Raw genomic sequence first — 26,187 nt, forward strand, 5'->3', positions numbered from 1 at the left:
CGATTACTTCTTTGGCGGGCCCTGCTGATACTTCTTAAGCGTGGCGGCCATTTGGTCTCCCTCTTTCTTCTCCCGGGGCGTCCCCTTGGCCAGCTTGATGGCCTGCTCTTGGGCAGCCACGGCTTCCTTGGCATTACCCGAGGCAAATTGAGCCAGTGCGAGCGCTTCGGCAGCGACCGACTTGTTGGCCGCAGGCATGCCTTCCATGCCATTGAGCACGGTCGTCAATTGAGTCGCGGCTTGCACGGCGAGCTTGCCCGTTTCGGCATCGACTTTATCGAGCGGCTCATCTTCGTCGTCTGTCAGCAATGAATTGACGATGGTGTACAGCGCGTTCGGATCGTCCTTCAGCAGGTCATCGACCAGCTTCTTGCCATAGGCCAGTGCCTTTGGTTTTTGATCGTCCTGGGCCAACAACGCGTTGAACTTCAGCGCGCCATGTTGCTTTTCCAGATCAGGAGTCTTGGCAAAGGCAGTCTCTAGCACTTTCACAATTTGCTCGGGCTTGCCGGCTTCCATTGCCTTTTCTAACTCCTCGTCCAAAACCTTGGCAGCTTTGGTGGTCTCAATTTCCGCCTTGAATGCCTTGGTCGCAGCGGCCAGATCCCACTTGCCGGCGATGATCTTCTCAAGCGGTTCGTCGAGTTCCATCGGGTGGCCAATCCAGGCAATCTTCCCCTCGCCATTGACGATGAACGAAGCAGGGATCCCTTCCTGATAGCTGGCTTCGAGCCAGGTGCGAGCCATCACGCCGGTATCTTCTTCCACCTTCGGATCTTTGGCATCGATGGCGACTCGATAGTCCATCTTCTTGCCCATCTGCTTGACGAATTCCTTCACGTCGTCATCAACGTCTTCCAGCACATCGACACCGATGACCACGATCTCTTTGTGCTTCGCTTGCAGTTCGCTGACGTGGGGAATCGCCTTGATGCACGGCCCACACCAGGTTGCCCAGAACTCCAACACGTACACCTTCCCCTTGGCAAACTCCTTCACCGGTTCGCCTTTGACGAACGCCTTCAGGGCCAACGGCGGCGCGGCATCGCCGACCAGCAGTTCCTTCTTGGGGGCATCGGCTGCGACGGCCGTGATTGCAAATAGAGAGACGGCAACAAATGCCGGGGCCAAGCTGCGAAACATAAATTCCTCCGTGGGAAACGAAATGGCAACACTTAGAATATGGCCGGCTCAACCCCTCGTTGAACAGTCCCCCTTCAACGCTCCCGATAACCCGTTTTGATAACTTTTTGAGCACTTTTCTCGCGATAACCAAAACTCACAAACCGTTTGCCAGCAATCTTTTGCGAAGACAAAACCGAACGCATCAAAGTTTACGTGATAACCATTTGATAACCACTTTTCACCCTGTTCAAACGGCTGGCTGAACAGGCCCTGAACAGGGGGGGAAATAGGCCGTTCACGCTGGTAGGTCACAGCCGCCGGATGTGATCCTGCTTCGCTGCCGGAACTCGACCTCAACCACCCCAATAAAACTTAAAATGTCATTGACATTAAGTCAAGACATTTTTACGATAACCCAATCGCCCTCCGCCGTACTCATCTCGCTCGACCGACATGAATTTCAACCGTAGTCATCTCGCTCCGCCGAGATGAGATTTCGCAACATCGCGCAAAAGGACTTGTTCGACATAGCAATTTACAACCCGCATTTCCCAGTTTGATAGCCGGGTGTTTCCTCGCGGCTGTCATCTCTACCGTAGTCATCTCGCTCCGCCGAGATGAGCCTTTGCAACTTCGCGCAAAAGCACTTGTTCAACAGAGCCTTTTCAACCATCACTCCCCAACTTGATAGTTAGGCGCTCCTTCGCCTCTGTCATCTCGACGGAGCGAGATGACTACGGTGAGCTGACTACGATGCAGATGACGAATCTTCGGTCGCTGGTTGCGCAACCGGTTCTGCCTGGGGCTTCGCTGTCGGCGGCAGCAAAATTTCGAGCACGGCTGCGCTGCCGAACAGTTCGTTGCGAATGCGCTCGCGCTCGCGGTCGATCTGCTCGGGACCGGCACCCATTTGGCGGAGGATGAATTCCGTCATCGACATGGCGACTTCACCCTCGCCAGTAAAGACGACGTCGGCGCCGGAGCGAGTGAGGGACGGAATCTCGCGCAGGTAACTTGCCCGGGCAAACACCCGAATCTTGGGATTGCACTCGCGGGCCAGCCGAATCACTTCCTGACTGTTCCGCAGGCCCGAGGCACTCAGGATAAAGACATCGGCTTCCTTGGTGCCCGCTTCGAGCTGCGTCTCTTTGTGCGCAGAGTCGCCATAGACGGCCCGCATCCCTTCTTCGCGCAATTGCCGCACCGTTTGCAGGTTCATTTCGATCACGGTGGGCTCAATGCCATTTTCTTGCAGCAGGCGGCATAACGTACGGCCCACCGGACCGTAGCCGATCACGACTGCCTGACCCTGATTGTGCTTTTCGGCGTGTTCGTCGTCGGGCGATTCTTCCGCGGCAGCGATCTTCGATCGACCGTTGATGATCTTCCACAGCCAGGGCGTTTTCTTGGCCCGCTCTTCGAGGATATCGGTCAAGCGGTACAAGATCGGGTTGATGCTGATGGAAACGATCGCGGCCGCGATGAGGGCGTTGTATTGCAGATCGGTGAAGACGCCCAAGGCGATACCGGCGCTGGCCAGGATGAACGAGAACTCACCAATTTGTGCCAGAGCCACCGCCACCGACAGCGCGACTCGCAGCGGATACCGCAGCACGAGCACAATCAGCAACGCCGCCAGCGGTTTGCCGACCAGCACGATCCCCAAGGTGGCCGCAATCAGGCCCGGCGCCGAAATCAACTGAAAAGGATCGAACAGCATCCCCACGGAGACAAAGAACAACACCGCGAAGGCGTCACGCATCGGCAACGCTTCGCTGGCGGCCCGCGAGCTGAAGTCAGACCGCCCGACCACCATCCCGGCCAGGAATGCTCCCAGGGCCATCGAAACATCAAAGAGCTTGGCAGCCCCAACGGCGATACCCAGCGCTGTCACCAGCACCGTCAGCGTAAAAAGCTCGCGCGAACGGGTCTGGGCAATCTTCGCCAGGAACCACGGGATGATCTTGCCGCCCACGAACATCACAAAGCCGACCAGCAGCCCGATCTTCACGACGGCAATCAAAATCGCCACACCAATCTGAGCGGCCGAGCTATCTTGCCCGCCAAACAGCACCGGCATCAGCACCAGCACAAAGACCGTAAACAAATCCTCGACCACCAGCCAACCAACGGCGATATGGCCGGTGGGAGTGTGCAAGTCGTTGTTATCGGAAAGAACGCGCAGTAGCACGACCGTGCTGGCTACCGAGATCGCCATGCCAAACACGAGGCCCGAGGAAATGCTCCAGCCAAAGAAATAGGCCACGACCACGCCCAGACCGGTAGCAATCAGGCTTTGGCCAACGGCGCCCGGTACTGCCACGCGGCGCACGGCCAGCAGCTCTTTGAAGTGGAAATGGAGCCCCACGCCGAACATCAGCAGGATGACGCCGATTTCGGCCATCTGATTGGCCAAACCCAGATCAGCCTCGAGCCCCGGCGTATGCGGCCCCACGGCGATGCCGGCCAATAAATAGCCGACGATGGGTGAGAGCCCGATCCGGTGCGTGATGTACCCCAGGAACAAGGCAGCCGCGAGGCCGCTCGTCAGGGTCAAAATCAGTTCGAGATGGTCGGTAGACGCACCGGGAGAGGTGGCCAGCAGGCTCGTTGCGGACGCGGAGATAAGGTCGAGCATATGCATGGCCTCATCTTACAAAATGAGCTTGCCGCCCGGCGGCGCGTACCGGCAAAACAGGCCGAAAAAGCGGCGAAAACTCGAAAAAGTTTCGGGCTGCCGCATTTTGTCGCCAGCTTCGCGGACGGGGCAAATTTCGACCTATGTTCTGGTACGGGTCCTCGGCTCACGAGCCGGTTTGCACCTGCCAGTGAACGCACAATCGTTCCATCTGGCAGCATCAAACCAGTCCGGCAAGTTGAGGCAAAAACGGACCGGACACTTCCCGCAGGTAGTACTGCTTATCAGATGCGTCAGGTCGAGCGAACATTCAAACTTTCGGCAATCCGCGTGACAGACGCCCGACATGGCTTTTTTCCAAGCTATATTGGCTGTCTGAGCCGCTTCGCGCCTTAGGTGATGCTACGTTTTGGTCGTAGTGGTCTGCTAGGTTTCGAATCGTTGGTTTCCCTCGCACCTCTCCGCGAGACCGACGACAAGAACCAACTGGATACAGCAGGCTGTCGCACCCACCTGAGTAGCACGAGGCCCCACCCAATGCTCATGCGACACGTTCATCCCAAACTTCAGTTCACCTACATGATGCCGTACGGCGCCATTCTTCATGAGAATGGCGTGCAGTTCGTCGTCTATAGCCGCAGCGCGCAAGCCATGCGGTTGTTGTTGTACGACGCAGTGGAGGATCGTGAACCAACCGAGATTATCGACTTCGAACGTGAAACCGACCGTTGGGGCGATATCTGGAGCATCTTTGTTCCGGGCTTGAGCGCCGGGCAGTTGTATCACTTTCAAGCCGATGGTCCCTTCGATCCTTCTGTTGGTCACCGCTTTGACGGGCGCGACCGACTAATCGATCCGTATGCGAAGGCTCTGGCCGGCAACTTTCAGCTGAGCGAAGACGGTATCGTGCGTCCGCCCAAGTGCGTGGTCGTCGATGACTTCTTCGATTGGGAAGGCGATCGCCATCTTCGCCGCCCGATCAGCGAAACCATCATCTACGAAACGCACGTCGCTGGTTTCACCAAAGACCCGAGCAGCCAGGCCAAAAAGCCCGGCACTTACGCAGGCTTGATCGAGAAGATTCCGTACCTGAAGTCGCTCGGCATTACCGCTGTCGAGTTGATGCCAATTCACGAGTTTCCGATTGGCGGCATCTACGGACAAAAGCAGGAGCGAGAGAACTATTGGGGTTACGACTCCATGGCGTTCTTCTCGCCCCATCGTGGCTACGCTCACGACACTGCGCCCGGTGGCCAGGTGAACGAGTTCAAACAGATGGTGAAGGCCCTGCATGCGGCCGGCATGGAAGTGATTCTCGACGTCGTGTTTAATCACACGGCCGAAGGCAACGAAATGGGCCCCACGCTCAGCTTCAAAGGCCTGGAGAATCGCACGTATTACATGCTGGCCAACGGCGGCAGCCATTACATGAACTACTCAGGCTGCGGAAACACCGTAAACGGCAATCACCCTGTCGTTCGCGAAATGATCTTCCACTGCCTGCGTCACTGGGTTCACAACTACCACATCGATGGCTTCCGCTTCGATCTGGCTTCGATCCTCAGCCGTGACCGGAACGGACATCTCGTTCCTAACCCACCTCTGGTCGAAGCCATCTCGGAAGATCCGCTGCTGGCCGATACGAAAATTATCGCCGAAGCGTGGGATGCCGCCGGTGCCTATCAGGTTGGCTCGTTCGGCGACCTGCGTTGGGCGGAGTGGAACGGCCGGTATCGCGACGACGTCCGCCGCTTTTGGCGCGGCGATCGTGGCTTGCTCGGCGCGTTCGTGACTCGTCTGGCTGGTTCCAGCGACTTGTATGGCCACTCGGGTCGTGCGCCGCACGCCAGCATCAACTTCATCACGTCTCACGACGGCTTCACCATGAACGATCTGGTGAGCTATCGCGACAAGCACAATGAAGCGAATGGCGAAGGCAATCGCGACGGCGACAACAACAATTACTCCGACAACTATGGTGTCGAAGGACCAACGACTCGGCCGGAAATCGAAAATCTGCGTGTGCGGCAGATCAAGAATTTCCTCAGCACCCTGCTGATGAGCCAAGGTGTGCCAATGCTAGTGATGGGCGACGAATGTCGCCGCACCCAGCGGGGCAACAACAACGCCTACTGCCAGGACAACGGCATCAGCTGGTTTGACTGGGCCAAGGTGAACCAGCACAAAGATCTGCTGCGGTTCTCGCAAGGCTTGATCAAGTTCCGCCGCGTGCAGCCCACCATTCGTCGCGAAACCTTCCTCTCCGGACAAGCTCCGATCGAGGGCGCTCTTCCCGATGTCAGCTGGTACAGTGCGCTCGGTACGGCCGTCGATTGGCATGGAGAAGACAACACGCTCATCTGCCTGCTTAAGGCGGAAGATCTGGTCGAGCAGCATCCCGAAGCCCGCGATGTGCTTATATTGATCAACGCCACCAGCGAACCACGGGAGTTCATCTTGCCGCCGGTCGCGAAGGGTACCAAGTGGCGTCTGTTCATCGACACCGCCGCTGCGACGCCCTATGACATCTATCCCGACTTCGATGGTCCGCCACCTCCTCGTTCCAGGAGACTAACGCTGTCGTACCGTAGCACGTGTGTCTTCGTCGCCGAAGACCCACCGCGGCTCTCATAAGCGAAGCGTCGCTTATGGCCGCTGATCGTTTCGCTGGGAGTTTGCTTCGCCGCAACAACATCCCGGCCCCTCGAGCAGCAGTCGCCACCGAATGTTCGGGTTCGTCGCCCCCCATTCGCCCATGCTCCTCGCTCGAATCACTCCCGCGTGCAGATCTGCCTCGCACACCAAAAGCCCTCTCCGGCCGAGAGGGCTTTTTTCGTTTTGAGCATTCAAAGAACAGCCGTTCGCGCATTGACGCGAGACGTACTCTGGCATACAGGTTTCGAAATGATCGATGGCCACAATGAAACCAACCCTGACTACGCACTTTGTGCTCGCGGTGGGTTCAACCGTCGATATTCGGCTGTCATAGCCAGTCGAATAGCTTTCACAAACGACTGAGCGGCGGATACATCGCGAGGCAAAAAAGTATCCGCGGTCACGGCAGCAAACGTAACGACGCCCACATATTGCACGTCGTCGGTCGATAGCACAGGAATGCAAAGGTAATCATGCTTGGAAACTGAATGATCACCGAGATCTCCAAAAACTTTAAACACGTAGGTTGACTGTGGACGGTAGCTACTCCGATCCGGTTCATGTATTTGCTTGCGACTCAGGAAGGCATTACCCGCGAGGCCGCGCTCACAGATGGGGGCTGAAGGCGAAACACTGTAACGTCGCAAGGCAATTGACTCATGGCAATTAATATCAATCCCTGGAATTCCCACGAGTTCCTGACTTGATTCTCGCAAAATGTGAAACTCCAGTGAGAACTCGTTTGGGCTCAGTCTACGACCAAACAGTTTGATCAGCATTTGGCACGCACGCTGAACATTCGGAGATCGCAAGTTGGAATCGCGGGAAAGCTCAATGAGAGCGTTAGCCAGTTTGATAGGCAGCGAACGGCCTCGCGCATGCCTGCGTAAGAAATGAAGCCTTCCCCAACGGGTGATTCCCACGCAAGCCAGGATGAGCATTCCAGCAAGTGCGAGACAAATCCACAGCACCCCAGGCCACTCCACCAGCTTGGCAAAGGCTAAAACGACGATCCCGATCATGAAGAAAATCAATGAGCCAGCAACGCGCCCAAACGCCTCCCAGCACGCGCTGCCACAAGCACCGATGAATACTTGTTTGAGGAAGTCTAGTGTTGTCAGTAAAAGTCTAACTGCGAACCCTGGCGCACCTTTCCCTGCCATCTCACACCTCGCTTTCGCCAATCCAAAGCGCGCAAAAAAAGCCCCCAAACGCGCTGCCGCATTTGGGGGCTCAATATTTCCTTATTATCCCCGTGGGGCAAATCCTTGCCAGATACAGGCTAATTCTTGAATTAAAAAAGATCCAACGGGTCGGTCTGGAAGAACAGCAAGGTGTAACTCGCGATGTAGTCCCATTATATTCCGTTGATGAGTTGTCTGTCAAGAGTTTCCGCTCAAAAGCCAAGATGATTGCACTTGGTGCCAATTCACCTGTTTTTGATTCTGTTTTGCCGCGAGAATGCGTACACTCCGTCAATCCATTCCTCGCGTTCTCCCCGGTATTCCTATCGTGCAGCCCTCACTCGATTCTGACCGTCACTGGTTTATCGTTTCGCGTTGGCAAGAGTTCTCGGGCGAGGCACGAGCTAACTTGCTGCGGGTGCTGGCGATCATCGTCTTCTACTCGATTCAACTCTATCAGCGTCCGGGCACCGTGCACGGCACCTCGCCCGAGTTTCATCGCCAAGCCACACTGGTCGCCGTGGCCTGGTCGCTGATCTCACTAGCCGTCTTGCTTTGCCTGCAACGGCGAATTTTCCCCTCGCTACTCAAGTATGTGGTGAGCACCTTCGATGTGGTACTTCTGACCGTGCTGGCCATGATCGCCGGTGGCCCCGCCTCGCCGCTGATTCATATCTATTATCTGATCATCGCGCTCGCAGCTTTGCGCGTGAGTGTTGGCCTAACCTGGTACACCACGCTTGCCAGCATGCTGGGATATCTGGCCCTGGTCGCCAAAGCTGATTCGACCTGGTTTGATGCGGTGCACACGACGCCAGTCGTCAATCAACTGATGATGCTCGCCTGCCTTGGCATCACCGGCATCGTGATTGGACAGGTCGTGCGTCAGCAACGCAGCCTGGCCACTGCCTTTGCCGAGCGTCGCGCCGCGGGGATCACCAAATGAGTCAGGCTCCGGCGCAGTTCGCTCATCGCTGCCCCGACTGCGGTGCCGAACTGCAGGGATTCGGCGATTGCTGGCTTTGTCAGCGGCCGTTCGTTCGCACGCAGGAAATTGAAGCACCGCCGCTACCACGCGAAGCCTACTACACCGCGCCAACGCACTCGGGCGATAACACGCTGCTGATCGTGTCGGGCGTGGCCTCGCTCATGGTGATCTTGGTGGGTGGCGGGATCATGGCGAACGACGTGACGATGGGCATCGTCTTCTGGCTTATCGCCGTTCCCGTGCTGGTTGCCATCACCGTCATTGCCCAGCACCCTCCCCGCGCGGCGGACTCTGCTCAGCGGGGACTGACAACGATGAGTGCCGCTTCGCGATTTCTGATGGGAATCGCGATTGCCTTCGGGATGATAGGCCTGTTGATATTCGTGGCGGTCGTGGTGCTGTTCGTCCTGTGTCTGGCATCGTTCCGGTAGAACCGTTCGTCAATGAAGACACCGTATACCACCTTGCTGACCAAACATCGCTGCCGCGAGTGCGGTGCCGAGATCGATCGCCCGGGGCCCTGCTGGCTCTGCAATGGAATCATCACCGCGCCAGACCTGGTGCAGCCTCCGCCGCTTCCTTTGCCTGGAGAGTCTCCCTTTGCTCCGCCGAGCCCGCGCGGTCCGGTGCAATTGGGGCTGACGCTCGCCGCCTTTGTCATGGTCGTGGTGGTGGGCATTGGTACCTACCTTTATGAGCCGATCTTGGGAGTCGTGTATCTCATTTTGGTGACACCCGCCACGATCGCTGCTGCGGTGATGGTGCTCGCCACGAAGGATCGGCCCAACACGGGCGAGTCGATTGCCGCCCGCATTGTGACGGTCATGGCAACCTTCGCCCTCACGATTGGCATCATCCTGGTCTTAGGGGTCGTACTCATCCTGGCGGCCATCATTGCGCTGATTGCCACGTGTTTTTATATCATTGGTACTCACTAAACTGGCGACAGACTCACCCATGCCCGCTCATCGCGACTACACCTTTCTCGGGACCACCCAAAGCCTTTGTCCCGAATGCTTGGGCTTGGTACCCACGAAAATCATCACCCGCGGCAAGCGAGTCTACTTTCGCAAGACATGCCCGACGCATGGCCTGCGCGAAGACTTTGTCTGTAGCGATGTCGCGTACTACGACGACCATCAATTCAGCGTGCCGGCCAAGCTGCCGGAAATGGTCGGCGTCGAGCCCGATAAAGGCTGCCCCTTCGATTGCGGCCTGTGTACCGAGCACGAACAGCACACGTGTGTTGGCCTCGTGGAGATCACCGGCAGTTGCAATCTCACCTGCCCGATGTGCTATGCCAGCAGTGCTCCCGGCGGCAAGCATCTCTCCTTCGAGCAAGTCACCGCTGCCATCGATCGGCTCGTGCAGGTCGAAGGCCGCGCCGAGGTGCTGCAACTCTCCGGCGGCGAACCCACCGTCCATCCTGAGTTCGAACGAATCGTCGAATACGCGCTCGCTCAGCCCATCGACTACGTTCAGATCAACACGAACGGCATTCGCCTGGCCACCGATCCGGCGCTGGTCGAACGGCTGGCCGAACATCGCGACCGCCTCGAAATCTTCTTGCAATTCGACGGCTTGAACGACAGCGTCTATCAGCAGCTGCGCGGCGAGCCACTACTCGAAATGAAGCTGCGGGCGATTGAACTGCTCGGCCAGCACGATTTGCATATCACCCTCGCTTCTACCTTGCAGGCGGGAGTGAACGACGATCAGTGGGGCCCGATTGTCAAATTCGCTCTCGATCGACCGTGGATTACCGGCCTTAACTTGCAACCGGCGACCTATTCGGGCCGTTACTACTTGCCGGAAGAGATCGACCGCCGCATCACCTTCCCACAGGTCATCGAGGGACTTAGCGAGCAGACCGCTGGCCTGCTGCAGCCAGACGACTTCATGCCGCTGCCATGTGCTCATCCCAACTGCCACAGCTTGGCGATGATCTTTCGCTCGGAAGCTGCTGGGCATGTCCCGGTGAACCGGTTCTTCGATGTAAAGCAGAACTACGATCTGCTGGCTAACGGCATCAGCTTTACGCGGGCGAAATCGCGCGAACTAGCCATGCAGTACTTGTCTCGACAAGCCTGCTGCGAAGGAGGCTGCGCGCCGCCAGCGGAGGAATCGAACGGCTTGCCGATGTTTGGCAGTGCTTCGCCGTTTCCCCAGATCGACGCCACCCTGCTCAGCAAGTTGACGCCCGCGGCGATGGAATTCTTCGGTCGCGTGCTCAACGAACAGATGGGAGCCCGCGACCTGTTTCGCATTACCATCACGTCGTTTCTCGATGCCTACAATTTCGACGTTCGCCGCGTGATGAAGTGCTGCACGCACCACGTGCTGCCGAGCGGCCACGTCATTCCGTTTTGTGCTTACAACGTCCTCTATCGTCCGGGGCACGTCGCTCTTCCTCCGTTAACCATCCAGCAACTGGTGCGAACACCGTAATGCATTTCGACTGGCGTTACTCGCTCATCATGCTCTCGTCGCTCGTCGTCGGGGGCATCTTGCTGCGCCGCTTTCAGACCGGCTTGCACCTGCTGTGGTGGCAAAAGCTGGGGATCGGCTTCGGAGCCTTTTGCGGCGCGTTCATCGGCGCGAAGATGCCGTTCGCCTTGTACGACTGGGCGAATACATCGATCGCCTCACCGTGGCTGGCCGATGGTAAGACGATCATGTTCGGCGTCGTCGGCGGCTATCTAGGCGTGGAAGTGGCCAAGTGGTCGCTAATGATTCGCGAGCGGACCGGCGACTCCTACGCCGTGCCGGTTGCCGTCGCGGTCGCCATTGGCCGCCTGGCTTGCTTTGTGGGCGGTTGCTGCTTTGGCGCGCCGACCACGCTTCCCTGGGGCATCGTCTTCGTGAATCAAGGTCCGCTGCCGCGTCATCCCACGCAGCTGTACGAATTCGCCTTTCACCTCACCGCGGCTGGGCTGCTCTGGTACTTCCACTCCCAAGGCTGGTTCCGCTACCAGCTCATCAAGCTCTATATCCTCAGCTATCTCGTGTTCCGCTTCTTCACCGAAATCCTGCGCCCCGAACCCGAGCTCTGGCTCGGCCTGACTGCTTACCAATGGATCGCGGTGGTCCTCTTTCCCATCTTCATCGCCCTCTGGATTCATACCGCCTGGCAAGTGAAAGCAGAGCAAAAAGAAGCCTATCTGGTGAATAGCTGACCTGCAGTCCCCTGCCCAGCACAGCAGGTTTGCGACGGTGCTCGCCGGAACTGCATTCGTCCACTTGTTGCTGGCCTACGACGGCGGCCGAGCGTTACGTCAGCAGATCGTGTACGACGTGTCCATGCACGTCGGTCAGGCGGATATCTCGGCCGCTGAAGCGGAAGGTGAGCTTCTCGTGATTGAGGCCGAGCAGGTGGAGAATGGTTGCATGCAGATCGTAGACGTGCATCGGTTTTTCCACCGCTTGAAAGCCAAACTCGTCGGTGGCACCGTGCACATAGCCACCCTTTACACCGCCGCCAGCCAGCCACATGCTGAAGCCTGACGCATGATGGTCGCGACCTTTCTCTCCTTCGGTCATCGGCGTGCGGCCAAACTCGCCGCCCCACACGACCAGCGTTTCGTCCCACAAGCCGCGGGCCTGCAGGTCGTCCAGTAGTGCCGCGATGGGTTGATCGCTGGCCAGGGCATGCTTCGCGTGATTCTTAATATCGCCGTGGTCGTCCCAAGGCTGGCCGTTGCCGTAATAAACCTGCACCATCCGCACGCCGCGCTCGCTTAAGCGGCGGGCCAGCAAGCACGAATTGGCAAACTCGCCCGTCCCATAACGGGCCCGCGTCTCGGCCGTCTCGCGTCCCAAATCGAACGCGTCCTGAGCTTCGCCTTGCATGCGATAAGCCATCTCGAGCGAGGCAATCCGAGCTTCGAGGTTGGCGTCCTTCTCGCGTTGCTCCAGGTGTTGCTGATTGAGTGCCTGCAGCAGATCGAGTTGCTCCCGCTGAGCCGTTGGCGATTGCCACCGATTGTTCACATCGCGAATCATCGCCTTGGGGTCGGTGTTCTTCGGATTGATCTGTGTACCCTGGTGCACGCCGGGCAGAAAACTGTTGCTCCACAGGTATGGACCAACGACCGGCTTACCCGGGCACAGCACGATGTAGCCCGGCAGGTTTTGATTCTCGCTGCCCAGAGCATACGTTAGCCACGAACCCATACTAGGGCGAATTGGCTGCATGTTGCCGGTATTCATCAGCAGCAGGCCCGGTTCGTGATTCGGATTATCGCTCCACATCGAGCGAATGAGGCAAATCTTGTCGATACGCTTGGCGAGATGCGGGTACAGTTCCGAAACTTCCGTGCCCGCTTCGCCATATTGAGCCCACGAGAAGGGCGACTGCAGCAACTTGCCGTCGCGGCGCCGGGTATTCTTGCCGACAAACGACTCGGGCAGTTTCTCGCCATGACGGCGGTAGAGTTCCGGCTTAGGATCAAACGTATCGACGTGCGACGGCCCGCCGTTCATGAACAAAAAGATCACGCGTTTGATGCGGCCAGGAAAGTGACCTTCCTTGGGCGCGAGCGGATTGCTCGTGGCGGCAGAAGTGGCCGCCTGCAGATCACCGGCTCCTTGCAATGCAGCGGCCAGACCAATGGCTCCGAAGCCGCCGCCGATCTTGAGCAGCGAACGTCGCGACAAGCTGCGAAGTGCGGGATGAAGGTTATCCATGGCGTAGTTCCATCTTAGGTAGCCCGACGCGGCAGCGAAGGGGATTGTTGATCGACGTTGATTCTCACTTCACCCTCGCTTGCGCGTCGGGCTACATTCAATCCAAATACAAAAACTCATTCGCTGCCAACAAAGCTTGAGCGTATCGCTCCCAGCGGGAGAGTTGCGTATCGGGCAGGGGTACATCGCTGCTGACAAACCGCCGGCCAATTTCCAGTTCGACCGAACTGGGCTGGCGACCGTAGAGCCGTTCGTACAGCAACGCGATGCGCTCGCTAATGTCGCTAGGGGCAACTTGCTCGGCCTGCTTGCTTACATCCTTGGCCAGATTCGTCATGAACTCGCTGTTGAGTACAAACAATTGTTGCAGCGGGACGGTGGTCGTCATTCGCTGATCGCTGGTAATGTTCGGATCGGGAAAATCAAACAGCCGGAGGAGCGGATTCAATTCGTGCCGGCTAATGTGCCCATAGAGGGTGCGGCGGCGATTGTTGTTCTCGGCCAGTTCGCGGGAAGCACCACCCACACTGCGATCGAGTTGTTCGGCGACCGAGAGCATCGCGTCGCGCCAAGATTCCACATCGAGCCGCCGGCGCGGGTAGCGCGACCAGAGCCGGTTTTCGGGATCGATTTCATTCGCGGCGACGTTCGTCGCACTTTGTTGATACGTCGCCGAGAGCACAATCTGGCGATGAATGGCCTTCAGTGACCAGTCGCGTTCGATCAGTTGAGTGGCCAGATAGTCAAGCAGTTCCGGATGCGTAGGCTGTTCGCCGAGGGCACCAAAGTTACCAGCGGTGCGTACCAGACCGTGGCCAAAATGTTGCTGCCAGATCCGGTTCACCATCACGCGTGCCGTCAGCGGATTGTTGGGGTTGGCGATGGCCTCGGCCAATTCCAAGCGACCACTCCCCTTGCTGAACGCCGCAGGCTGATCGGGCGAAAGCACCGACAGGAACTGCCGCGGAGCCTCTTCGGCCAGCGTTTCTGGATTGCCACGCACATGCACCTTCATGTTGCGGACCTGCGAGCGATCCACCAGCGTATGCGCGAACGGATACTTCTTCGGCCGGTCCTTCTCTTTCAGCTTTAGCTCTTTTTCGGTCAGCTGCTTCTGGGCCTCTTCCACTTCGGCCGGCGAAACAAGTGGTGCCTCGACATAGTCGGTGCTCGCAAATACACCAACAAGCGCGTAGTAGTCGGAAGTGGGAATCGGGTCGAACTTGTGATCGTGGCAACGAGCACAGGCAACCGTCAGACCGAGAAAACCGCGAGTGAGCACATCGACACGATCGGCGAACTGATCGAGATCGTTCTTGTCGCCGTAGTACACGGGCCCGCAAGCAAACATACCGAGCGCTGGCAAATGCTGCTTGTCTTCGGGAGCAGCCAGCAGGTCAGCGGCAATCTGCAGCTTCACGAACTGGTCGTAAGGCAGGTCCGCATTCATCTGCTGCACAACCCAGTCGCGATAGCGAAAGCCCTGCGGATACTTTCTTGCTGCAAAGGTGTGAGCCTGGTCTTCGCCAAAGCGGGCGACATCCAGCCACAAGCGTCCCGTCCGCTCGCCAAAGGCGGGCGATGTCAGCAGGCGATCGACCAGTTGCTCGTAGGCATCGGGCGATTCATCGCTGAGGAACGTTGCCACTTCGGTGGGCGTTGGTGGCAGGCCGGTCAGGTCGAACGTAACTCGCCGAATCAGTTGTCGCTTCTCGGCAGGTTGCGCGAGCGAGATGGTTTGCGATTCCAGCTGTGCCAGAATGAACCGGTCGATGGAAGTCTTGGTCGCTGCTTCGTTCTTCACCGCCGGTAGCGCAGGCAGCACGACAGGACGGAACGACCAGAACTCGCGATCTTGCGGGCGGATCTTCATGCCCGACTTGTCGCCAGCGGCCACTTCACTGCGCATGCTCTTTAAGGCGACAGGCCAGATCGCACCGGTCTTTACCCAACGCGTGAGCTTGTCGATTTTCTCATCGTCCATCTTTCCTTTGGGCGGCATCTGCGCGGCATCGGCCTTGTAATGGACCGCGGCAATCAGCAGGCTCTTGTCGGGATCACCGGGAACGATGGCCGGACCGGAGTCACCGCCGGCAAGCAGCGCTTCGCGGGAATCAAGCCGCAGCTTGGCTTCCTGCTTGCGATCGCCGTGGCAATCGATGCAGTGCGAGACCAGCAGCGGGCGAATCTGCAGTTCGAAGAACTCGGCATCTTTGGCCGCGACTTCGTCGGCCGACAGATTTCGGGAGACGATCAGCTCTGCGCCCAGAACGGCAGCGAGGCAAATAAGGCGCATCGTGCAATGACTGGCAAACGACATGCAGCAGGTTCCTCTGCAAGCGGTATTTCGCGGGGGACGCGATGGGTAGGAAGGGCGGAGAGGACCGCTCTAGTTTAAGGTGCGATCGCCCATCGATACAACTACATTTATGCGTTTACAGACCCGCGCCCGCCCGAGCTACGGGCTGATGTGCCTCAGCAGCATCATCGAGACGGTCATGTAGATGACGATCCCCAGAATATCGCTGATGCCGGCCACAAACGGATTGCTCATCAAAGCGGGATCGAGTCCCAGCCGCTTGAACAGCAACGGCAACAGCGAGCCCGTGACTGCGCCGGAAGTAACCACCAAAACCAAGGTCAGCGGGATGACCACCGGCCACCAGGTTTGTTGACGAGCGCCGGTATCGCCCCAGGTGAGTACCGTCGATAGCAGGCCGCCGAAAATCGCGAGCACCGTCCCCAGCATCAGCCCGACGCACAACTCGCGGACCACAACCTTGCGCCAGTCTTTCACCGAGAGTCCACCGGCGGTCATGGCGGTGATGATGAGCGTGGCCGATTGATTGCCGCTGTTGCCGCCGCTCGACATGATCATCGGCACGAACATCATCAGCCAAGCCCATTCCTTCAGCTTCGATTCGTAGGTATCCAGCGTGGTCGCGGTCACCGAGGCAGCCACGAACAGAATGGTCAGCCAAATGCCACGTTTCCAGGCGAGCGTGACCAAGTCGGTCTTTAGGTAGTCTTCTTCCAGCGGCGCGATACCGGCCATCTGTTGGGCTTCGTCGGTCGCCTCTTGACGCACGGCGTCGAGCACGTCGTCGTGCGTAATGATGCCCACCAGTCGACGCTGATTGTCGACAACCGGGATCGCTTGCAAGTCGTACTTTTCGACGAGGTGAGTTACTTCCTCGCTGCTATCGGTCGCGTTGACGAGGATCAAGTCGGTTTCCATCAGGTCGCCGACTTTGAGTTCCGGCTTGCCGAGCGACGAAACCAGTTGCCGCGCCGAGACCACGCCACGCAGGTGCAGATCGTGATCGACCACATAGATGTAATAGATCGTTTCGACATGCTCGGCCTCGCGGCTGAGGGCGACCAGCGCGTCGCGCACGGACAGATCTTCCTCGATCATGGCCATTTCGGTGGTCATCATCGCGCCGGCAGAATCGGCGGCATACGCTCGCAGTCGGAGCAACTCGCGCCGTTCGTCGGCGGGCAACAGCGGCAGCAACTCTTCGACGACGTCTTCGTTTACGTCGTGTAACAAGTCGACGCGGTCGTCCGCCGGCAGGTCGGCCAGCAATTCAGCCACTTCCGCCCGGTCCTGAGTCTCAATGACTTCAATCTGCCGTTCGTGCGTGAAGTACAGAAAGATGTCTTCCCGCAACTTCAGTTCGGCGTATTGCAGCACCTGCCACGCTTCGGCGGGGGTCAGCCCTTCCATGTACTCGGCCAGGCGGGCCGGATTCAGGGCGGTGACAAATTCCTGCAAGTCGTGCGCATTGCGCTCGGCGAGCATCTCACGCAGTTCGGGCAAAAAGAGCGTATTGACCATAGCCGAACTGATTTGCAGCAACGCACGGATGAACAGCCTTGAAGTATCAACCGCGGATGGATTTCTGTCAAAGCGTAAGAGCCTGCTATTTCCGGCAGATTGGCACAGGTTCTTGGGGACAGTGGCGAAGCAGTGCTTCACACGCCACCGCCCCGGCGGCGGTTAGCGCTGGCATTCCCAACGGCTCCGCCCCTTGTCGAAACGGGCTCAGCCGGGCCTAATAAGTGGAGGCAGTTCCTTGGCGGATTGCGTTTACCCTGACCTCCAGACTCTAGTCCCCCGCCCCTCCCTAACTCCGAGCTAAACCATGAAAGTCGCGACGATCGAAACCAACAAAGGCGTCATCAAGCTGGAACTGTTCGCGGACAAGGTTCCCGAGACGGTCAAGAATTTTGAGACGCTGATCGGCAAGAAGTTTTACGACGGCATCAAGTTTCACCGCGTCATCGAAGACTTCATGATTCAGACGGGCTGCCCGCAAGGGACCGGCACCGGCGGTCCAGGCTACAAATTCAAGGACGAGTTCCACAAGGAATTGCGTCACAGCGGCCCCGGTATTCTCTCGATGGCCAACGCCGGCCCGAACACGAACGGTTCGCAGTTCTTCATCACGCACGTCGCGTGCCCGCATCTCGATGGCAAGCACAGTGTGTTCGGCAAAGTGATCGAAGGAATGGACGTCGTCAACAGCATCAAGCAGGGGGACGTCATGAAGAGCGTCACCATTGCTGATGTTGCCGATAAGAAGTAGGCCTCCTACAAAAAAACATCCTTCTCGTGGATGAACGCACTCGGTGCCTGACCGCCCGAGCGAGCTGATTGCGTAAGATCTTCGCCAGCGCCACGCAGGGCGAAGATCGCTTCGCCGGGACTGACGTGCCGGTTCCAGTACCGCTCGTAAATGGCGACCAGATCTTTGTTTTTGGCGAGCACGGCCGGTACCGCGTGCAGCATCACTTGTTCGCGGCGACGACGTTGAAAGTACTGACTGACGATCGAAGGCAACAGCTTCGAGAGCCAGGTCGCTTCGACGCGATCGATCTGTCGCGGAATCACATAGCGAGGCTCGTGTAGCGGACCGAGCGCTTCGTGCAAAGCCTGCGTGAACAGCCGGCTGTCCTCTTCGTTGGCTTCTTCCAAAAAGACTCGCACATAACCGCCGACGCGTTCGACCGCTTGCGGCACGCTGTTGATCACGGGATCGGTCAGCAGGCGAGCATCGTTGAGCGAGTTGAGCACAGCGAGCCCAATCGCCTGGGCCAGCGACTTCGTCGTCCAAGCTTGTTTGGCGCCTTTGAAAGGCGGAAACTCATCGCCGCCCGGTTCTTTCGCCAGTTTGATTTCGAGCGTGCGCAAAGGTTGATTGCGATAGGGACTGCCGACCTTCCACAGGTCGCGACAATTCTGTCGGCGGGCCGCGCGAGCCAGCATGTCTGCATTCAAAAGCGCCGTCGAACCCTCGAGTCCTTCGGGGCGCATTTGCGTGAACGCGGGATGCACGTGACCAACACCCTTCTCGATAGCACCGTCGTCCGTCACGCCATAGAGTCGTTGATGCTTTAAGCGAAAGCGGCGGTAGTCATCGAGCCCTTTGCTGAATTCGGGAGCAAGGCAGACGACGTCCCAGTTGTTCGCTACTTTTTGTGGTTCGGCCGGATCGAGACGAATCGACCGCCCGCGAAGCTGATTCACGGTCATCGAGGTCGTGACGGTGGTCAAATCGATCAGCACGTTGATCTTGTTGGCGTCCCAGCCTTCGCCCAGCAAGCCGCGCGTACCAACGAGGCACTTGGTAATGCCTCGCTGAAACATCTCGGTGATCATCTCGACGTAGACACGCGGGGCCCAATCTCGACCACGGCCGCGTAAGGCCTGAAAGCCTTCGTCCTGTCCCAACTCCAATTCCACCTGGTACTTTTCCGCCGCCAGCCACTCTTCGCAGGCCGCTTTCAGCTTCAAAGCAATTTCATCATCGACCAGCACACTTGAGCCTGTAAGCAGCACCGGGTGGAGTGCATCGGTCGCGGGGTTTTGCGCCAGAACCTTAAACGCGGAGATCGCGCCGCCAGCTTCATCGTCGAGCAGATTTTCGACCGCGCCGGCGGTGGCTGAGGTTTTCTCATAGTCTGCGATAATGACCGCCCGCAGCTTATCGCCGAGGAGTTGCTTTTCGATCTTCAAGATCGGCACGAGCGCCTGGCACTTGCCGCGCGAGTAAGCCATCACGCGACCGACGGGTGAAGCGCAAGGCTGCCAACCGGTATCGGTGATTTGAATCCCGAGCATCCGCAGTCGCTGAATGACGCGCTGAGCCAGTTCGTGATCGCGCTCGTCCTTCGAGCGGCGGAGGCGATGCCGCACGTAGCGATCGAGGACCGGCGCCAGCCATTCCATTTCGGGAACTTCTTCCGTCGGCACATCATCATCGGGCAGCGGCACATCGTCGGGTAACTTGATCCGGCGACGCAGCAAAAAGACTCGAGCCGCCCAGGCGAGATCCGGATCGCGTTTCGCGAAAGCAGCCCAATCCTTGGCGACACCTGTGGGCAACCGCTTTTCGTGCAAGATTCGCGACAGCCATTCAATCAACGATTCGCGTAGCGGAGGCTGCGGATTCACGAAGTCTGGTTTCTTGTCAGCAGGCGATTCTTTGTCCGCCATGGGCTCCGCGACTGGTTCGGTCAGTTTATGGATCACGCCGCTGGCATTGATTTCGGCTGGATGCACCGAGATGAAATCGCCATCGTTGGCATCAGCGACTTCTGTGGGGAGTTCCACATCTTCAGCGGCATCTTCGTCGTTAGCTGCTTCTTCCGATACCTCGACGTTGGCCTCTAAAGACTCTGCTTCTTCGTCTTGCGGCAGTGGTAGACAAAGCTCTTCCACCAATTCGTGCAGCTGATCATCAGCGCCGGCGATGAAGGTGAGTTCATCGGGCGCAGGACGAACGAAGTACGCGAGATCTTGATAGGGCGCGAGAAAGCCATCTTTCACGACCGCGGGAACGGGCACTTCGTAATCGATCTCGCCCAGGTAGCGATCGTAGCGAGCCACATCTGCGGGCAACTTCCCTTCGCGATCGGGCGGAGTGGCCGTGAGGGCAATCACAATTGGACCAGCGAGTAGTTCGTGAGCCGCTTCGAGCACTCGGCCCCAGTGACCAAGCAGGTGATGACATTCGTCGACGATCACCAAACCGATGCCCCGGTCGCGTAGTCGCGCTAGCGTATCAAGGGCCGAGACATGCAAGGTTTGCAACGCGTCGCCCGCGATGGCCATCGCATCGCGGGCCTGCTTGCGATAGGCAGAGAGTCGCTGGTCGTAGTAGTCGCGGTTGTGCTTCTTCAAGTCGGCCAGCCAGTACTTGGCTTCTTCGGCGGTCTGAGCTTGCTCGCTGCCGATGAGCCGTTCCAGCCACAGGCTGCGGGCCTGTTCGTCCAGGTCGTCGCTGCCGCGGCCAGGGAGCGTGACCGATTGATAGGTCAAACTCGTCAGCAGTGAAGGGCGCTCGGCCTTGGTGCTGATCCAGTCGGCAGGGACATCGGCCGGATCTCGTGCTCCACTGAGCCACGAGAATTGATCGACCTTGGCGGCCCACTGGGCTTGAATGGCCGAGTTCGGTGACAGCACGACAGCGGGCAGGCGCACGCATTCGGCCCACAAGTACAGGCCGAGAATGGTTTTGCCCGAGCCAGGCGGGGCGACAATGTGGAGTTGGCGAGCACCGTCGGCTAGCTTTTGCTCGGCCAGTTTGACGACCTCGCTTTGCGAAGGTCGCAGTTGTCCCCGAAACCGCAACTGCGGAAACGGTCCGCGCGGGTCGAACGAGGTTCCGGGCGGTTGATCAGAAGGGAGCGGTTCAAGCGGCGGCATTGGCACTATTATGCCGCATCGCGGGCCGTCGTCCCAGGTTGCTTTTCCTGGGCCTCTTCATCGACATACGGGGCGAGCGGCTTGGGACGGACGACGTTCTTCGCCAGTCCCAGCATTTCCAGCGTGCAGATGGCGACATAGGTCAGATCCAACTCGTACCAGCGATGGCCGTGGGCGGCCGCGCGAGGCTGAGCATGGTGGTTGTTGTGCCAACCTTCGCCGTTGGTCGCCATCGCGCAGATGACATTGTTGCGGCTATCTTCGCGAGTCGCGTAATTGCGATAGCCCCACATGTGCGTAATCGAGTTCACCGCCCAGGTCACATGCCAGGTGTAGAGCGTGCGAAAGATCACACCCCACAGCAAAATGCTGAGGCCGAACTGCACGCCGCCCATGTACGTGCCGGTGTAGATCCAGCCCACAGTCATGCCGACGAGATAGAAGGCCAGGGCGTGGGCCGCGAAGATCCAACCCCAGAGGACATTGCGTTCGAGCCGGAGGTAGAACGGATCTTGGAGGATGTCGCGGGCATAACGCTCGTACATGCCGATGCCGCTCAGACTCTTGTTCTCGACGAAGAGCCAGCCGACGTGCGCCCAGTACCAGCTGACGCGGGGCGTGTGCGGGTCGGGTTGCTGATCGGAATGTTGATGATGCAGCCGATGGACAGCCACCCAGCGGGCCGGAGTGTCTTGCAAAGTGCAGACACCCAGAATGGCTAGCGTGTGTTCCAGCCATTTGGGGCAGGTGAAGCCGCGATGGGTGAGCAGGCGATGGTAGCCAGCACCGATTCCCATCGAGCAAAAGATGAAGTTGCCGATCGGGATCAGGGCCAAGCCGGTCCAGCTGAAGAGCCAAGGCACGAAGGCCAAGGGCAGCAGCAAGTGAAAGCCCACAATGGGGATGATGTATGACCAAATCAGCCGGCCGCCGTTAGTTGCCGTGGGATGCGGCACCTGCGTCGGCACGCGGACGGGGAGGATGTCGGCGGTGTTGTCGGTGGTTGCCCCAGCGCGCTCGCTAGAGACAACTCCCAAACGGGGACCATTGGATATCGACAAGCTAGATTCCTCGAACAAGTGGCCCGGAAAGAATCTGTCGCGCCCAGGCCGTTAGTGCGAGTTACGTATAGAGAGCAGACAAATGCCGGCTGGCACACGCTGTCTTATATCATGCGATGCAGTACTGCACCCAGATCAGTTCGCTGGCGAGTTCCGTCAGCTGGCAAGGTTGGCAGCTAGCAGACGACAGGCAGGACGGCCCCAAACCCGCGGGCCGACTTCTAGTTGTACTCTACCGCCGGGGCGATATCACTCACCGTGCCCAATTTTGCCCGTATCCGCGTGCAAAACTTACGTATGCGAGGCGCAAACGCCAGGGAATCGCCCTGCAAGCCGCTGGTTTGTCGTAGCCCTCCGGATCGCGATTGGATTAGTAATCATTTACACACTAAACTGATTGGTTAATATTGACAATGTGTTGACGTATTGTCAATGATAGCACGAGGAAGATTTTTGGGGATTTTGGCGGGCCTCCGGAGCGAGGATCGCAGGCAGGGGTGAGATGGTTAGCGAACTGACAGGCAAAGCGTCGGGCAAATCGTCTTGCGGGACCGTGGAAATCGCGAGGGAAGTCGCAATGATTGCGGGCATGAACAGGGGTCTGAGGTGGTTATCAAATGGTTATCGCGCGGGAGGGGTGATAACCGCTGATATTCGCCGTAACTCAATGAGCAAAATTGACTTGCGGCTCGTTGGCGGACTCAAAAAAATCGCGCGAAAAAGTTATCAAAAGTGGTTATCAGAGTCAGCGTGAGGAGGCCGTTCCCCAACCTGGTGAAGGCAAAGTCACGTGTCCAAAAACCTCCCGTGTTGTCGAGTGTCGGAGCCAGTTATTGCCGCGATTGGCGGTGATGCAAAGCGATAGGAGCGAGCAGTTATTGGACAAAAGGAGCCGATTATTCGCCGACATCAGGCACGGATACTCGCCGGGCGATAATGCTTTCAGCTCCAGCGGCAATCAGGTAGCTTGATGTTCGGCCTCCCGCACTGCTGAGACAGTAGTGGAAACTTGAACTGCCATTTCCTCGAAGGGTCGTATGAGTAACTCGTCCATCTCTCGCCGTGAACTTCTCAAGTCGGCAGCCGCCCTCAGCATCGCCGGAGTTGCAGCCGGGCCATTGCTGGCGCAAGAGGCTGCCAAGCCTGCGCGCAAGAAAGTGGTGCTCACGGAGGAAGGGAAGAAAGTTCACAACGCAGGTTTTGTCTTCGATGGACATAATGACCTGCCGTGGGAGATGCGCAAGGAGGCGAGTAGCTCGTTTGACAAGCGGGATATTGCTCAGCCTCAACCGAAAATGCATACCGACATCGCCCGCTTGCGCGAGGGCAATGTCGGCGCTCAGTTTTGGAGCGTGTATGTGCCAGCGGAGACCGCCAAGGCAGGTACCGCTTTGCAACAGACGCTGGAGCAGATCGAGCTTGTGCAAGCGATGATCAAGCGCTATCCCGAGAGGTTCGCCGCGGCAGTGACGGTGGCTGATATCGAGGCGGCACGCAAAGCGGGGAAGATTGCTTCGCTAATTGGTGTGGAAGGCGGTCATTGCATCGAAGATTCGCTGGAGAATCTGCGCCGGTTGAAGGCGCTCGGGGCCGGTTATCTGACACTCACGCACAGCGATACTCTGGCCTGGGCCGATGCGGCCACCGACACCTCGAAACACGAAGGGCTGACTCCGTTTGGCGAAGAAGTGGTGCGCGAGTTGAATCGCTTGGCGATGCTGGTCGACTTGTCGCACGTCAGCGATGCCACGATGAAAGATGCCCTGCGGGTGACGAAGGCGCCGGTCATCTACTCGCATTCGTCGGCCCGGGCCATCGCCGCGCATCCGCGCAATGTGCCCGATGAAATTTTGAAACTGGTGCAGCAAAACGGCGGCGTGGTGATGGTCAACTTCTTCTCGGGCTTTGTCGTGCCCGAGGCCGCGCGGATCATGGCGCAGATGTTTGCCGTCTCGCGCGAGTTGCGAGCCAAGTTTCCGGACGAGAAGGATTACGCTCGCGAGCGTCGCTTGTGGGAACTGCGCAATCCGTATCCCGCTGGCGATATTCACGACGTGGTGGATCACATCGAGCACATCGCGAAGATTGCTGGCAAAGAGACCGTTGGCATCGGCTCTGACTACGACGGCATCACCAAGTGTCCGGTGCAGTTGGAGGACGTGTCGACCTATCCGCTGATTACGCAGGAACTGCTCAACCGGGGTTGGAAGCCGGAAGAAACGCACGCCTTGATGAGCGGCAATGTGCTGCGGGTGATGAAGCGGGCCGAGGAGGTAGCTGAGGAAATGAAGAAGTCGTGAGCCGCACTGTAGCGAATCGGGGGCAAATGCGCTGAATGTGACAGTCGCAGCGGCGAAAGGTTGTCGTTCGTCTGCCAGGGGGGTGATTCACCCTTGGCAATGGTCGTGCGCTGAAGGTAAGTTAAGCGAGCGTCTTTCTCGCCAAGGGTTCACTCGTCTGCTGGGTTTCCATGCGTGCATTTTTGCAAGTGATCAAAGGACCAGGACTGGGGCGAAAGATCACCCTGCGCGAAGGGCAGCTGCTGTACGTTGGTCGGACCGACCAGGCGGACGTCAGTTGTCCTGAGAATCCCGAGATGTCCAGCGTGCACTTCACCATTCGCTGGATGGGAAACGAGTGCCAGTTCAAGGACTTGAACTCGGCAAACGGCAGCTATCGCAACGGCGAGCGGATCGCCGAAACGCTCGTGCAGGATGGCGACGAAATCAAAACGGGGCAAGCAACCTTTCGCATCTTCATGGGCGATTCGGCCGAAGGGGACACCACTCGTCCCGAGATGCCTGCCATGAACGGCCCGCCGCCGCTCTTCGATACCAAGCCCGAAGTGCCCCTGGTGCCGGCAAACCCGCCAGGCTCCGCGGTTGTCCCTTCGGCTCGCGCAACGCCCAGTCCGGGAACGACCGCTACGGCAACTCACGCACACGCCGCGCATTCACCTCATGCACATCCGCCACACGCGCATCCACCACACGCGCATCCAGCACCCACGGCGATTTCTCCGTCCACGGTGCAAGGCAGCGTGGGCTTGTTGATTCCGGTCTCGACCGATGTGGTCGCGATCGCGCCCATCGAAGACGACAACAAGAAGCTGGCTTCGCCCGATCAAAGTACACCGCAGTTTGCCTCGCTACTCGCCAATCAAGAGAAGTTCCTCGATGCCATACGCGTGCTGTCGTTCAGCATGGGCAAGTTGACTGTGATTGAGTGGTCGCTGCGCTGCGTGCAGATGGCGCTCGGAGAGAGCCTGTCGAAGATCGACCGGAAGGCGTTGGACATTGTTCAGCAATGGCTTGGTGGGCCGACGGAAGACCTGCGCCGCGCTGCTTATGCGGCTGCTCAAGAAGCCGAACATGCAACGGCAGCCAGTTGGGTAGCGATGGCTGCATTTTGGAGCGAAGGAAGCATGGGCCCGCCGCCACCGGCTCCTGTGGTGCCTCCGGGACCGACGCAATGTGCTCATGCTGCGACCGGGGCGATCTTGCTGGCCGCGGTAGCTCGCCAGCCCGAGAAGGCACCGGACAAGTATCGCGAGTTCATTCGGATGGGACTCGAGTTAGTAGGCGGGGCCAAGTAACAAGAATTTAGCCAGACTTTTCAGGCAACTTCCGCAACGTCGCCACGACAACGGTAGTAGGCAGCGATTCTGCCCCGACAAAACACGCACGAAATCTAACCGGTGATTGAAATGGGAATGCCCTGTGCCCGCGTAACCGACATGCACGTCTGCCCGCTGGTGACCGTGTTGGTGCCGCACGTTGGCGGCCCCATTTTGCCTCCGGGCGGCATCCCCACGCTTGTCGGCGGCATGCCTCCGGCCCGCGTGGGCGACATGTGCGTGTGCGTCGGCCCGCCCGATGTCATTGCCCTGGGCTCGTTCATCACGTTCTTTAGCGGCATGCCCGCCGCCCGTATGGGAGACCTGACTGCACACGGTGGTTCCATCGTACTGGGTCATCCCACGACATTAATTGGGTAGTGGACAATTCGCAGTGGGTGAATGCAAACTTGAAGTGCAATACCGCATGGAATCGTCGGCAATTGCTGATGTCTGGGATCGTCTACTTATTATTCGCAAAGCTTGATCGAGACTTCGCTAAGCACTGCTACCGCAAAAA

19 protein-coding genes are annotated in these 26,187 nt (G+C 58.4%); 11 read left to right on the top strand and 8 right to left on the bottom strand.

What is annotated here, in order from left to right; all coding sequences use genetic code 11:
- Nucleotides 1–3 precede the first annotated feature (3 nt).
- Together NA78x_RS25575 and NA78x_RS25580 are read right to left on the bottom strand one after the other, a co-directional pair.
- Entirely contained in the window at nt 4–1,143 is a 1,140-nt protein-coding gene (locus tag NA78x_RS25575; protein WP_425615218.1) for a TlpA disulfide reductase family protein, read from the bottom strand.
- Between the two features lie 730 nt (nt 1,144–1,873).
- Nucleotides 1,874–3,769 (bottom strand): cation:proton antiporter, encoded by a 1,896-nt coding sequence (locus tag NA78x_RS25580; protein WP_425615219.1) that lies wholly within the window; start codon nt 3,767–3,769, stop codon nt 1,874–1,876.
- Here NA78x_RS25580 and NA78x_RS25585 point away from each other — a divergent pair.
- Nucleotides 3,764–4,159, top strand: a complete 396-nt coding sequence (locus NA78x_RS25585) for a hypothetical protein (RefSeq protein WP_425615220.1) — start codon at nt 3,764–3,766, stop codon at nt 4,157–4,159. The two genes, NA78x_RS25580 and NA78x_RS25585, sit on opposite strands and share 6 nt — an antisense overlap.
- A 141-nt stretch (nt 4,160–4,300) precedes the next feature.
- Nucleotides 4,301–6,397, top strand: coding sequence for a glycogen debranching protein GlgX (gene glgX, locus NA78x_RS25590; protein WP_425615221.1), 2,097 nt, complete (start codon nt 4,301–4,303; stop codon nt 6,395–6,397).
- Between the two features lie 302 nt (nt 6,398–6,699).
- Here glgX and NA78x_RS25595 read toward each other — a convergent pair whose 3' ends face one another.
- Nucleotides 6,700–7,581 (bottom strand): hypothetical protein, encoded by an 882-nt coding sequence (locus NA78x_RS25595; protein WP_425615222.1) that lies wholly within the window; start codon nt 7,579–7,581, stop codon nt 6,700–6,702.
- A gap of 349 nt (nt 7,582–7,930) precedes the next feature.
- Between NA78x_RS25595 and NA78x_RS25600 the strand changes: the two genes are divergently transcribed.
- Genes NA78x_RS25600 through NA78x_RS25620 form a run of 5 tightly spaced genes read left to right on the top strand, consistent with a single transcriptional unit; the run spans nt 7,931 to nt 11,766 of the window.
- Nucleotides 7,931–8,548, top strand: a complete 618-nt coding sequence (locus tag NA78x_RS25600; RefSeq protein WP_425615223.1) for a hypothetical protein — start codon at nt 7,931–7,933, stop codon at nt 8,546–8,548.
- Nucleotides 8,545–9,021, top strand: coding sequence for a hypothetical protein (locus NA78x_RS25605; RefSeq protein WP_425615224.1), 477 nt, complete (start codon nt 8,545–8,547; stop codon nt 9,019–9,021). The genes NA78x_RS25600 and NA78x_RS25605 overlap by 4 nt, the downstream gene beginning before the upstream one ends.
- Before the next feature lie 12 nt (nt 9,022–9,033).
- Nucleotides 9,034–9,528 (top strand): hypothetical protein, encoded by a 495-nt coding sequence (locus NA78x_RS25610; RefSeq protein ID WP_425615225.1) that lies wholly within the window; start codon nt 9,034–9,036, stop codon nt 9,526–9,528.
- 19 nt (nt 9,529–9,547) lie between these two features.
- Nucleotides 9,548–11,038 carry a radical SAM protein gene (locus tag NA78x_RS25615; RefSeq protein WP_425615226.1) on the top strand — a complete coding sequence of 497 codons (1,491 nt, stop codon included), beginning with the start codon at nt 9,548–9,550 and terminating at the stop codon, nt 11,036–11,038.
- A complete protein-coding gene (locus NA78x_RS25620; RefSeq protein WP_425615227.1) occupies nt 11,038–11,766 on the top strand; it encodes a prolipoprotein diacylglyceryl transferase in 729 nt (242 codons plus the stop codon). The genes NA78x_RS25615 and NA78x_RS25620 overlap by 1 nt, the downstream gene beginning before the upstream one ends.
- 94 nt (nt 11,767–11,860) lie before the next feature.
- On the opposite strand, the gene NA78x_RS25625 is transcribed toward NA78x_RS25620, so the two are convergent.
- The 3 genes from NA78x_RS25625 to mgtE form a co-directional block, all read right to left on the bottom strand.
- Nucleotides 11,861–13,276 (bottom strand): DUF1501 domain-containing protein, encoded by a 1,416-nt coding sequence (locus tag NA78x_RS25625; RefSeq protein ID WP_425615228.1) that lies wholly within the window; start codon nt 13,274–13,276, stop codon nt 11,861–11,863.
- A 97-nt stretch (nt 13,277–13,373) separates the two neighbouring features.
- Complete coding sequence (locus NA78x_RS25630; RefSeq protein WP_425615229.1) at nt 13,374–15,596, bottom strand: PSD1 and planctomycete cytochrome C domain-containing protein; 2,223 nt, start codon at nt 15,594–15,596, stop codon at nt 13,374–13,376.
- Nucleotides 15,597–15,734: 138 nt separating this feature from the next.
- Entirely contained in the window at nt 15,735–17,117 is a 1,383-nt protein-coding gene (gene mgtE, locus NA78x_RS25635; protein WP_425615230.1) for a magnesium transporter, read from the bottom strand.
- A gap of 307 nt (nt 17,118–17,424) precedes the next feature.
- Between mgtE and NA78x_RS25640 the strand changes: the two genes are divergently transcribed.
- The gene (locus NA78x_RS25640) at nt 17,425–17,868 is read left to right on the top strand and encodes a peptidylprolyl isomerase (RefSeq protein ID WP_425615231.1); all 444 of its coding nucleotides are present in this window, start codon (nt 17,425–17,427) and stop codon (nt 17,866–17,868) included.
- Nucleotides 17,869–17,873: 5 nt separating this feature from the next.
- Here the strand turns inward: NA78x_RS25640 and NA78x_RS25645 are convergent, their stop codons facing one another.
- Complete coding sequence (locus NA78x_RS25645; RefSeq protein WP_425615232.1) at nt 17,874–20,990, bottom strand: DEAD/DEAH box helicase; 3,117 nt, start codon at nt 20,988–20,990, stop codon at nt 17,874–17,876.
- Between the two features lie 8 nt (nt 20,991–20,998).
- Nucleotides 20,999–22,051 (bottom strand): acyl-CoA desaturase, encoded by a 1,053-nt coding sequence (locus tag NA78x_RS25650; protein WP_425615233.1) that lies wholly within the window; start codon nt 22,049–22,051, stop codon nt 20,999–21,001.
- A gap of 1,037 nt (nt 22,052–23,088) precedes the next feature.
- Between NA78x_RS25650 and NA78x_RS25655 the strand changes: the two genes are divergently transcribed.
- The 3 genes from NA78x_RS25655 to NA78x_RS25665 all read left to right on the top strand — a co-directional run bounded on the left by NA78x_RS25655 (nt 23,089) and on the right by NA78x_RS25665 (nt 26,048).
- A complete protein-coding gene (locus NA78x_RS25655) occupies nt 23,089–24,351 on the top strand; it encodes a dipeptidase (RefSeq protein WP_425615234.1) in 1,263 nt (420 codons plus the stop codon).
- A gap of 170 nt (nt 24,352–24,521) precedes the next feature.
- On the top strand, nt 24,522–25,646 hold the full coding sequence (locus NA78x_RS25660; RefSeq protein ID WP_425615235.1) for an FHA domain-containing protein: 1,125 nt from the start codon (nt 24,522–24,524) through the stop codon (nt 25,644–25,646).
- A 111-nt stretch (nt 25,647–25,757) separates the two neighbouring features.
- Complete coding sequence (locus NA78x_RS25665) at nt 25,758–26,048, top strand: PAAR domain-containing protein (protein WP_425615236.1); 291 nt, start codon at nt 25,758–25,760, stop codon at nt 26,046–26,048.
- Nucleotides 26,049–26,187 lie beyond the last annotated feature (139 nt).

The sequence above is a fragment of the Anatilimnocola aquadivae genome (genome assembly GCF_049819085.1).
GTDB lineage: Bacteria > Planctomycetota > Planctomycetia > Pirellulales > Pirellulaceae > Anatilimnocola.